This window comes from Massilia sp. ST3 (assembly GCF_018119405.1).
Taxonomy (GTDB): Bacteria; Pseudomonadota; Gammaproteobacteria; order Burkholderiales; family Burkholderiaceae_D; genus Telluria.
Genome location: NZ_JAGPWC010000116.1, coordinates 1 through 9,772 on the forward strand (window position 1 = coordinate 1; position 9,772 = coordinate 9,772).

The following is a 9,772-nucleotide window of genomic DNA, read 5'->3' on the forward strand; positions in this document are numbered from 1 at the left end:
CGGCGGCCCCCCCCCCCCCCGCCCCCCCGGGGGGGGGCCCCCCCCCCCAACCCTACGATGCCTATTTCAGCCAGCCGCGCCGGTAGAAGTACAGCAGCGGCGCAATCGCCGTCGTAGCCATCAAGGCCATGGCGAAGGGATAGCCGAAGCGCCAGTTCAGTTCCGGCATCAAGGTAAAGTTCATCCCGTACATGCTGGCGATCAGGGTCGGCGGCAGGAAGCACACCGAGGCCACCGAGAAGATCTTGATGATCTTGTTCTGGTTGATGTTGATGAAGCCGACGGTGGCGTCCATCAGGAAGTTGACCTTGTCGAACAGGAAAGAGGTGTGGCCGTCCAGGGATTCGATGTCGCGCAGGATCTGGCGCGCCTCCTCGAACTGGTCGGCGTTCAGCAGCCGGCCGCGCATCAGGAAGCTGACCGCGCGGCGGGTGTCCATCATGTTGCGGCGGATGCGGCCGTTCAAGTCTTCCTCGTGCGCGATCGCATTCAGCGCCGCGGCCGCGTCCTGGTCGGTGAATTCCTTCTGCAGCACCCGCATCGACACTTCTTCCAGGCTCTCGTAGATGCCTTCGAGCGCGTCCGCCGAGTATTCGGCGTCGGTGGCGTACAGGTCGAGCAGCACGTCCATGTAGTCTTCGATCGAGCCCGGGCGCGAACGCGCGCGCATGCGCACCAGCCGGAAGACCGGCAGGTCGTCGCTATGCATGGAGAACAGCTTTTTACCGGACAGGATGAACGCGACCGTCACGACCCGCGAGGGGCCGTCCTCTTCTTCCAGCAGGAAGTCGGTGCGCAGGTGCAGGTCGCCGTTCTCGGCTTCGTAGTAACGCGCCGAGGCCTCGATGTCCTGCACTTCGTCCTCGTCCGGCAAGGTGACGCCATAGGCGGCCTTGACCCAGGTGCGCTCTTCCTCGGTCGGATCGGTCAGGTCGACCCAGACGGGCGCGACGTTCTCGAGATCCTCGTGCGAGGCGATCGTTACCTGGTTCAGTCGGCCATTTTGTAGGACAAATACGTTGATCATGCGCTTTTTCTCGGCCGGATACGAAAACTAGCGCAAGTGTAACCGAGAGGCCCTGAACGCGGCCACCCCGTAACGACAATTTCCAGCGGAAATTCGCTGGCCGGGCTTACGGCAAATCCGCGAAGCGCATCTGGCGCTGGATGGCGTTGGTGCGGCGCACCAGGTAATTCGTCGTGCGGTGCTTGTCGTAATAGCGCGGATTCGGCAGCATCACCGCCAGGCGCGCCGCCTGGGCCGATGTCAGGTTGGCCGCCGAGGTCTTGAAATAATGGCGCGCCGCCGCCTCGGCGCCGAACACGCCGCGGCCGTACTCGACCACGTTGAGGTAGACCTCGAGGATGCGCTTCTTGCTCATCACTGTCTCGAGCATGAAGGTGATCACCATCTCCTGGGCCTTGCGCAGGTAGCTGCGCGAGCCGGACAGGAACAGGTTCTTGGCCAGCTGCTGGGTGATGGTCGAGCCGCCGCCCACCACCTTGCTGCGCCGGTTGTTGCGCTCGTAGGCCCGTTCGATCGCTTCCCAGTCCACGCCGCCGTGGTCGCTGAAATTGGCGTCTTCCGAGGCCACCACCGCGCGCTTGAGGTTGTTCGAGATGCGTTCGTAGGGCACCCACTGGTGCTTGAGCTTGGCGTTCGGGTTCTTTTCCCGCAGTTCGGACAACTGCTGGCGCATGAAACTGGTCGAGGACGGATTGAACATCGCGTACCAGCACACCATGCCGAAGAAATACAGCTGGATCGCCAGCACCAGCAGGATCGGGCCCAGGAAGATCCACTTGGCCCAGCGGCGGCCACCAGTCTTGCGCGTTTTGCTCATTGTTCTTCTTATTGACGCATCGATTTCAGGACATCCGCCGTCCCGGGCCGCACGCCGCGCCAGAGGGCGAAGGCCTCGGCAGCCTGCTCCACCAGCATGCCCAGGCCGTCGCGCACCCGGGCGCCATGGCTGGCGGCGAACGCCATGTACACGGTCGGTTTATTTCCGTACATCATATCCAACGCCAGGGTCTCCTGGCAAAACACCGAGGCCGGGACCGGCGGCAGGTCGGCCGCCAGGCTGGCCGAGGTGGCGTTGACGACCACGTCGAAGGCCCCCTCCACCTGCGCGAAGCCGCGCACCGCGATGCGGCCGGCGTACTCGGGGAAATCGCGCGCCAGCGCCTCGGCCGTGGCCAATGTGCGGTTGGCGATCACCAGTTCGCGCGGGCCTTCCAGCAGCAGCGGCAGCATGGCGCCGCGCGCCGCGCCGCCCGCGCCCAGCATCAGGACGCGCTTGCCCTGCAGCGGCACGCCGGCGTTGCGCACGATGTCGGCCACCAGGCCGGCGCCGTCGGTATTGTCGCCGACGACCTCGCCCTCCGGCGTGAAGACCAGGGTGTTGACCGCGCCGGCCGCGCGCGCGCGCGCCTCGAGCCGGGTGGCCAGGCGGAAGGCTTCCAGCTTGAAAGGCACGGTGACATTGGCGCCGCGATAGCCCTCTTGCACCAGGCGGCGCACGGTGGCCTCGAAGCCGTCGAGCGGCGCGAGGCAACGTTCGTAGCTGATGTCCTGGCCCGTAGCGGCCGCATAGGCGGCGTGGATCTGGGGCGATTTGCTGTGGGCGATCGGGTTGCCGATCACGCAATACTTGTCCGTCACGGGGCGTCTCCGCGCAGTTCCGCCTGCATCTTGTCTTCACGGGTGAAACGGAAGCGGGTCACCACTTCCCACAGGTCGTCCCTGCCGCGCGAGCGCATGTTGGCCGGGAAGGCGCCGAAGGGCGCGGCGCGGCGCACGATGTCGAGCGCCGCCTTGTCCAGCGCCGCATTGCCGGAGCTGCGCTCCACGCGCGGGCCGCCGTCCTTCATGTAGATGGTCCCGTCCTGGAAGATCGGAATGTAGACCACCAGCTCGCCATACAGCTTGCGTCCGTTCTGCTGGGGGAAGCTGAGGGTGCCGACTTCCTCGACCCGCTTCTGCATGGATTTGTAATACAGGGCGTAGCCGACCTGGCGCGTGCTGGGGGTGATCTGGGTGCGCTTGGGGCGGCGGTTTTCTTCCTCGATGCGCTCGAAGATCTCGGCCGCGGCGCGCGAGATGGCGCGGCTGGTTTCCAGGTTGTCGGCCCCGGTGCGGCTCGGGTCCGGCTTGTCCTTTTCCGTCACCGGCGGCGCGCTGAACTGCGAGCGGCGCATGCGGGTCAGCACGTCCTGCTGTTGCTGCTCCAGCTCGGCGATGCGGCGCTGCAGGGCCTTGATGCTGTCGCCGTCCTCCACCTTGCGCAGGTCGGGCAGCGGCGACTTGGCGCGCCCGGCCTCCGCATTGCCGCCGCCGTCCAGGTTGGCCTGGGCCAGGGCGTCGACTTTGCTGGGGGCGTTGGCATGCTTGGCGTTGACCAGCACCACCTCCAGGCCCGGATCGGCCGGCTGCTGGCGGAACGCATCCGGCGCCGCGAAGCGCACGGCCAGCAATCCTGCATGGGCCGCGACGGAGACGGCCAGGGCGATCATCAGGGGACGGTTTTGTTGGAGAGACTTCACGCGCTGCGGGGGGCCGGTGGGGCTGTTGAATCAGGGAATCCGATCATTCTACCGCGCTAGTGCGGGAACGGGGAGCTTGGGCGGGGATGCAACAGTTGGGTTTTTGCAGCTGTTTGCTATTTGATAAGAGGGCGACTTCGGTGGGGAACTTGGGTCCCCGCCTGCGCAGGGATGACGTGCATAAGCTTGCCGCTAGCGCTTGATACGTCGTCCCGGTGGAGGCCGGGACAATGCCACTGGCATTGTCCCGCCCAAGTCAAGCTCTCTCGTTCCCGCGCAGCGGGAACCTGGATCAAGCAGTAGTCGTCGGATCCGGACTCACCGCCGCCACCGCCCCTTCGGCTTCGACGACCTCGGCCACCGCCGCCTCGCCCGTATCTTCCTCTTCCTCCAGCACCAGTTCCGTGTCCGCCGCCGGCGCGGCCGCCACCTCGAGCAGGCGCGCTTCCAGGGTCAGGTCGACCTCGTCCCAGCGCACGATGTCCAGGCGCACCTGGGCCCCGCGCGCCACCTGCGGCATGCCCGGCAGGCGCACCACCAGCGGGATCTCGGTCAGGCGCACGATCTCGTCCTTCAGCACCACGGCGTCGACGTGCTTGGCCTGCTCCTGCCCCAGCCAGCGCAGGCACCAGTAGCGCTCCATGTTCTGCTGGAAGTCGTTGTAGGCCGAGTAGGCCGCGTCAAACGCCGAGACGATCGAGAACAGGGTCGCGTCGCGGTGCTTGAACGGCGCCACCAGTGGCGCGGTCACGCCATGCTCTGCGCAGGCCAGGATCTGCCACTGGTTCACCAGGTCGGTGTAGCGGCGCAGCGGCGAGGTGCTCCATGCGTACTGGTCCACGCCCAGGCCCTGGTGCGGCGCCGCGTGGGTCACCATGCGCACCTGCATCTTGGCCGCCCAGCCGCCGGCGCCCGGGGTCTGCGAGCGGTAGATGCCCGGCACGCCGGAGTCGTGCAGCAGCTTGCCCCAGGTGCTGTTGGCGAAGATCATCAGCTCGGCCACGATCTTGTCCAGCGGCGCGCCGCGCTTGCGGCGCACGATGCTGACCACGTCGTCGTCGACATAGAAATTGAAGTCGACGCGGTTGGCCTGCTCGGGCTTGAGGCCGAAGGCTTCGCGCTTCTTCATGCGGCCCGCTTCCAGCTGCAGGGCCCACTGCCACAGGAAGCCCAGTTCTTCCTTGTGCGGATAGTCGCCCTCGCCGCTCGCCAGGGTCTCTTCGTTGACCACGGCGTCCAGGTCGTTGTGGCGCAGGTTGCTCTTGACCGGCACGCGCTCGGCGCGGGTCACGGTCGAGACCACGCTCCAGTCCTGCGGGTTCAGCACCGCGTACAGCGACAGCGCCGGGCAATCGTTGCCTTCGGCCAGGGTGAAGGCGTCCACCACCTCGTCCGGCAGCATGGTGATCTTATCGCCCGGCATGTAGACGGTCGACATGCGCGCGCGCGCGATCTTGTCGATGGCGTCGTCCGGACGGATGCCCAGGCCCGGCGCGGCGATGTGGATGCCGACGCGCACGGTGCCGTCGTCCAGCTTCGCCACCGAGAAGGCGTCGTCGATCTCGGTCGTGGTCACGTCGTCGATCGAGAAGGCGGCGACATCGGCCAGCGGCAGCTCGCCCGGGGCCTTCGGCACCTCGACTTGCGGGAAGCCGGCGCCGCGCGGGAAGTGCTCGAACAGGAAGCGCGCCATGTGCAGTTCCTTGGGCGAGGCCAGGCCGCCGTTGCCCAGCATGAGGCGCTGGGCCGTGGTCTGCAGCTCGTCGGCGGCCGCTTCCAGGGCCTTGTATTCGATGGTGTTCTTGTCCGGCTTGAACAGCAGCTGGTGCACCAGGGGCTGCATGGACTGCGGCAGCTTGCCGGCCTTGAGCTCCTCGACATAGCCGGCCTGGATGAGGGCCTGCTGCTTTTTCTTCTCGATGCCGGCCAGCGCGGCTTTCAGGGAGGCTTCGGGCGCGGCCTTGTAGCGCCCGCGGCCCTTTTTATAGAAGTAGATCGGGGCGTTGTGCAGGGCCAGGATCAGGCCGGCGGCTTCAAGCGGCAGCGGCGCGTGGCCGAAATACTCGGCGCCCAGCTCGGCGAAACCGAATTCCTCCTGGCCCGCCACTTCCCACAGGAAGTCGAGGTCGACCTCGGCCGCGATGCCCTTGGCGGCGTCCATCAGGGCCTGGGAGTCGGGCTTGTCGAACTGCAGCAGCACATCCTTGGCCTTGACCTTGGTGCGCTTGCCGCTCGGGAGCTCGACCTGGTAGGCCTCGCCCGCCGTCGACAATACGCTGCCGGCCTTGAAATCGCCCGACTCTTCGAAGAATAGATTCATGTTTATTTCGTGTTCTTTAATGGTGCGGACGCCACCAGATCCAATACCGCCGGCAAGAATACCTCGGTGACCAGCAGCAGTCCTTGACGGCGGCGATAGACACAGCGCCGCGCATAGTAAACAGGTTCATCGCTCAAGCCGGCCGCCGCGCGCACGCGTTCGACCAGCGGATGGCCCGCGCGCAGGCGGGCGAATTCCAGTTGCCCCCGCTCGACCTTGGGGTCGTAGAACAGGGTCGTCCCCAGCGAACGCTCGCCCAGCGCCGAAAACAGCGGCCAGTCGCTCGCGGTGCAGCGGCGCGGCACCACCGTGTGGCCGAACACCACCGGGCGGCCGTCGCACTCGAGCAGCACTTCGCGCTCCCACACCCGCTCCGGACGCGGCAGGCCGATCGCCCGCGCTTCGTCCGCCAGGCACAGGGCGCTGTTCTGGTGCAGCTTGTGCACGCGGAAGCGCTCGCTGTGGGCGACCAGGCGCGCGGTCAGCGAGCCGGGCGTCGTCAGCCAGTCGTGCATGCGCGCCGGCGCGCGTACGGCAAGGGAATGCGGCTGCCAGGCCGCCAGGCGCAGCGAACTACGACTTCTCAATGCGCGCCCCTCACTGCGTCACGCCTTGTCTGCAGAAAGCCAGTACCTCGTCCACATACTGCGGGAATTCCGAAATCGCATGGTCGCTGCCCTCGATCACATGCTGGCGCGCGCCCGCATAGTGGGCCACCATGTCGCGGTAATCAAGCACCTCGTCGCCGGTCGCCGCCAACAGGAAGTAGCGCTCCGGTTTCGTGATCCGCGGCACGCGCAGCGCGGCCAGTTCATCGATGTACTCCTGCTTGAACTCGAAGGGTTCGCTAGAATGCCAGGCGGTGGTCACGCCGACGTGCTTCTCCAGGTTCTTGAGCGGATTCACGGAAGGGTTGATCACGACGGCCGGCACGTCCAGGCGCTCGGCCAGCCAGGTGGCGTAGAAGCCGCCCAGCGAGGAGCCGACGATGGACAGGTCGTGCGGCGCATGGCGCTCGGCCAGCAGCAGGGCCAGCTCCATCGCCGCCTTCGGCGAGGCCGGCAGCTGCGGGCAGATCAGCTCGCGCTCGCGGCCCATTTCCTCCAGCCTTTTCTGCACCACGCGCGCCTTGAAGGAACGCGGGGACGAACGGAATCCGTGCAAATAAAGAATCATGGAGCCAGGGCGTCCAGCAGTTTCTGGTGCACGCCGCCGAAGCCGCCGTTGCTCATCACGAGGATGTGATCGCCCGGCTGGGCCGCCTGCACCACCGCCTGCACCAGGTAGTCGAGCTGGTCGAAGCTGTGGGCGATGGCGCCCAGGGGTTTCAGGGCGTCGGCCAGCGACCAGCCCAGGGCCTGCTGGCTGCCGAAGCCGAACACCAGGTCGGCGTCCTTCAGGCTGCCCGGCAGCGCATCCTTCATCGCGCCCAGCTTCATGGTGTTCGAGCGCGGCTCGAGCACGGCCAGGATGCGCCCCGTGGTACCGATCTTCTGGCGCAGGCCGCCCACGGTGGTGGCGATCGCGGTCGGGTGGTGGGCGAAGTCGTCGTAGACGGTCACGTTGTTGACCACGCCGCGCACTTCCATGCGCCGCTTGACGCTCTGGAAGCGCGACAGCGAATCGATGGCCTGGGCGGCCGGCACGCCGACGTGGCGCGCGGCGGCGATCGCCGCCATGGCGTTGGAACGGTTGTGGTGGCCGGTCAGGTCCCAGTGCACCGTGCCCTGCATCTCGCCGTTGAACAGCACGTCGAAGCTGGAGCCGCCCGGGTGCTCGATCAGGCTCCAGTTCACGCCCTCGGCCGCGCCGAAGGTCTCCTTGTCGCTCCAGCAGCCGCGCTTGATGACGCGGCCGAGCGAGGCTTCGTCGCCGTTGACGACCAGGCGGCCCACGCCCGGCACGGTGCGCACCAGGTGGTGGAACTGGGTCTCGATGGCGCCGATGTCCGGGAAGATGTCGGCGTGGTCGTATTCGAGGTTGTTCAGCACCGCGGTCTTGGCGTGGTAGTGCACGAACTTGCTGCGCTTATCAAAAAACGCGGTGTCGTATTCGTCGGCCTCGATCACGAAGAAGTCGCTCGGCTTGTCGCCGTGCAGGCGCGCCGAGATGCCGAAGTTCATCGGCACGCCGCCGATCAGGAAGCCGGGCGCATAGCCGGCGTCTTCCAGGATCCAGGCCAGCATCGAGGTGGTCGTGGTCTTGCCGTGGGTGCCGGCCACGGCCATCACCCATTTGTCGCGCAGGATGTGCTCGCCGATCCACTGCGGGCCGGACACATATTTCAGGCCGCGGTTCAGGATCTCCTCGATCAGCGGGTTGCCGCGGGTCATGACGTTACCGATCACATACAGGTCCGGATTGAGTGAGACCTGTTCCGGACCGTAGCCCTGGATCAATTCAATACCCTGGGCTTCGAGCTGGGTACTCATCGGGGGATAGACGTTGGCGTCGCAGCCCGTCACGCGGTGGCCGGCTTCCTTGGCCAGCACCGCCAGGCCGCCCATGAAAGTTCCGCAAATACCAAGAATATGAATGTGCATGGCAAGTAGGTCCGAATGACGAATACGCGATTCTACCCGAGCCGCTCCTTTTTTCCGTTCAGAGTATGATTTCCCTCATGATGATGCCGACCCAGAACAACGATCTCCTCCAGTTGCGCGCCGAGATCGCCCTCACGGCTGCGCGCATGATTGCCCAGGATGGCGCCGATTACGCGACGGCAAGGCGCAAGGCCGCGCGCCAGGTGCTCGGCGTCGACGAGCCCAAGCCCAACATGATGCCGGACGACGGCCAGATCGAGGACGAGGTGCGCAAGTACCTGGCCCTGTTCGGCGGCCCCGACCACGGCGTGCGCCTGGCCGGGCTGCGCGCCACCGCCCTGCAGGTGATGGATGCCCTGTCCGAGTTCCGGCCCTACCTCACCGGCGCGGTGCTCAACGGCACGGCGGGCGAGCACGACGCCATCCACCTGCAGCTGTTCGCGGACAGCGCCAAGGAGGTGGAAATCTACCTGCTCAACCGCAATGTTAATATTGAGATCTCGGAAACCCCGCATTTCAAGGGGGGCCGCCATGCGCCGGTCGAGACCGTGAGCTTCATGTGGGGCAAGGAAGACGTCCACGCGGAGCTCTACGAGTTCCACGACCTGCGCGGCGCACTCAAGCCGCGTGCCGACGGCCGCCTGCAGCGGGTCGACGCCGCCGGCCTGCGCGCCCTCTTGAGCTCCGATGCGACCCTGGAACAGGACGAATGAACAAGAAACACGTGGCCGCCTATGCGGCCGTTGCCGCCATGTTCGGCGTGATGGGCGCGCTCGTGGCCATCAACAAGAAAGACCCTCAGCCCCACACCACGGCCTATGCCCCGACCGGCGGCAAGCCGCACACGGCGGTGCAGCAACTGTTCGCCCAGTCGCTCAACGACCTCGAGGGCAAGCCGCAGGCCCTGGCCCAATGGCAGGGCAAGCCGCTGCTGGTGAACTTCTGGGCCACCTGGTGCGCCCCCTGCGTGCAGGAAATGCCTGAACTGTCGGCCCTCGCGGGCGAGGATGGCGGCAAGCGCTTCAATGTGATCGGCATCGGCATCGATTCGCCGTCGAACATGGCCGAATTCGCCGCGAAACTGAAAATCGCGTATCCCCTGTATGTGGGCGGCATGGGCGGCACCGAGCTCTCGCGCGGATTCGGGAATACCGCGGGCGGCCTGCCGTATACAGTATTGATCGGCGCCGACGGACAGGTGCGCAAGACTTACCTGGGCAAGCTCAAGTTCGACGAATTGCGCGCCGATCTGGCCAAACTGAACGGATAATCACCTTGACGTAGGGTGGGGGGGGGGGGGGGGCCCCCCCGGGGGGGGGGGGGGGGCGGGGGGGGGGGGGGGGGGGGGGGGGGGTGGTGGGGG

At 66.4% G+C, this 9,772-nt stretch carries 10 protein-coding genes and 1 pseudogene; 3 read left to right on the forward strand and 8 right to left on the reverse strand.

All coding sequences use genetic code 11. The features are described 5' to 3' along the window. Positions 1-61 precede the first annotated feature (61 nt). The 5 genes from corA to KBW98_RS23030 all read right to left on the reverse strand — a co-directional run bounded on the left by corA (position 62) and on the right by KBW98_RS23030 (position 5,707). Positions 62-1,027, reverse strand: coding sequence for a magnesium/cobalt transporter CorA (corA, locus tag KBW98_RS23010; RefSeq protein WP_211522498.1), 966 nt, complete (start codon positions 1,025-1,027; stop codon positions 62-64). A gap of 106 nt (positions 1,028-1,133) precedes the next feature. Continuing rightward, positions 1,134-1,844, reverse strand: a complete 711-nt coding sequence (gene mtgA, locus KBW98_RS23015) for a monofunctional biosynthetic peptidoglycan transglycosylase (RefSeq protein ID WP_211522499.1) — start codon at positions 1,842-1,844, stop codon at positions 1,134-1,136. 8 nt (positions 1,845-1,852) lie between these two features. Then, the gene (gene aroE, locus KBW98_RS23020; protein ID WP_211522500.1) at positions 1,853-2,665 is read right to left on the reverse strand and encodes a shikimate dehydrogenase; all 813 of its coding nucleotides are present in this window, start codon (positions 2,663-2,665) and stop codon (positions 1,853-1,855) included. Then, positions 2,662-3,516, reverse strand: a complete 855-nt coding sequence (locus KBW98_RS23025) for a TonB family protein (RefSeq protein WP_211522505.1) — start codon at positions 3,514-3,516, stop codon at positions 2,662-2,664. Before KBW98_RS23025 ends, aroE begins: the two co-directional genes overlap by 4 nt. A 322-nt stretch (positions 3,517-3,838) precedes the next feature. Continuing rightward, positions 3,839-5,707 carry a ribonuclease catalytic domain-containing protein gene (locus tag KBW98_RS23030; protein ID WP_373888996.1) on the reverse strand — a complete coding sequence of 623 codons (1,869 nt, stop codon included), beginning with the start codon at positions 5,705-5,707 and terminating at the stop codon, positions 3,839-3,841. An 80-nt stretch (positions 5,708-5,787) separates the two neighbouring features. Between KBW98_RS23030 and KBW98_RS24250 the strand changes: the two are divergent. Further along, positions 5,788-5,835 (forward strand): annotated as a pseudogene (locus KBW98_RS24250) (hypothetical protein); the annotation flags it as partial. A 33-nt stretch (positions 5,836-5,868) separates the two neighbouring features. On the opposite strand, the gene KBW98_RS23035 reads toward KBW98_RS24250, so the two are convergent. From KBW98_RS23035 to mpl, 3 genes are read right to left on the reverse strand one after another with little or no spacing between them, the layout of a single operon-like run. After that, a complete protein-coding gene (locus KBW98_RS23035) occupies positions 5,869-6,453 on the reverse strand; it encodes a chorismate lyase (RefSeq protein ID WP_267876154.1) in 585 nt (194 codons plus the stop codon). 10 nt (positions 6,454-6,463) lie between these two features. Beyond that, positions 6,464-7,042, reverse strand: a complete 579-nt coding sequence (locus KBW98_RS23040) for a YqiA/YcfP family alpha/beta fold hydrolase (protein ID WP_211522502.1) — start codon at positions 7,040-7,042, stop codon at positions 6,464-6,466. Further along, on the reverse strand, positions 7,039-8,373 hold the full coding sequence (gene mpl / locus KBW98_RS23045) for a UDP-N-acetylmuramate:L-alanyl-gamma-D-glutamyl-meso-diaminopimelate ligase (protein ID WP_229429376.1): 1,335 nt from the start codon (positions 8,371-8,373) through the stop codon (positions 7,039-7,041). Before mpl ends, KBW98_RS23040 begins: the two co-directional genes overlap by 4 nt. A gap of 116 nt (positions 8,374-8,489) precedes the next feature. Between mpl and KBW98_RS23050 the strand changes: the two genes are divergently transcribed. Beyond that, a complete protein-coding gene (locus KBW98_RS23050) occupies positions 8,490-9,122 on the forward strand; it encodes a hypothetical protein (RefSeq protein WP_211522507.1) in 633 nt (210 codons plus the stop codon). Further along, complete coding sequence (locus KBW98_RS23055) at positions 9,119-9,679, forward strand: TlpA disulfide reductase family protein (RefSeq protein ID WP_211522504.1); 561 nt, start codon at positions 9,119-9,121, stop codon at positions 9,677-9,679. The genes KBW98_RS23050 and KBW98_RS23055 overlap by 4 nt, the downstream gene beginning before the upstream one ends. The last annotated feature ends 93 nt before the right edge of the window (positions 9,680-9,772 follow it).

Bases quoted from the DNA above. Each gene is read 5' to 3' on its own strand.
- KBW98_RS23050 (WP_211522507.1), top strand. From the start codon at position 8,490: ATGATGCCGACCCAGAACAACGATCTCCTCCAGTTGCGCGCCGAGATC.
- KBW98_RS23025 (WP_211522505.1), bottom strand. From the start codon at position 3,516: ATGATCGCCCTGGCCGTCTCCGTCGCGGCCCATGCAGGATTGCTGGCC.
- corA (WP_211522498.1), bottom strand. From the start codon at position 1,027: ATGATCAACGTATTTGTCCTACAAAATGGCCGACTGAACCAGGTAACG.
- mtgA (WP_211522499.1), bottom strand. From the start codon at position 1,844: ATGAGCAAAACGCGCAAGACTGGTGGCCGCCGCTGGGCCAAGTGGATC.
- mpl (WP_229429376.1), bottom strand. From the start codon at position 8,373: ATGGGCGGCCTGGCGGTGCTGGCCAAGGAAGCCGGCCACCGCGTGACG.
- KBW98_RS23040 (WP_211522502.1), bottom strand. From the start codon at position 7,042: ATGATTCTTTATTTGCACGGATTCCGTTCGTCCCCGCGTTCCTTCAAG.
- KBW98_RS23055 (WP_211522504.1), top strand. From the start codon at position 9,119: ATGAACAAGAAACACGTGGCCGCCTATGCGGCCGTTGCCGCCATGTTC.
- KBW98_RS23030 (WP_373888996.1), bottom strand. From the start codon at position 5,707: ATGGACGCCGCCAAGGGCATCGCGGCCGAGGTCGACCTCGACTTCCTG.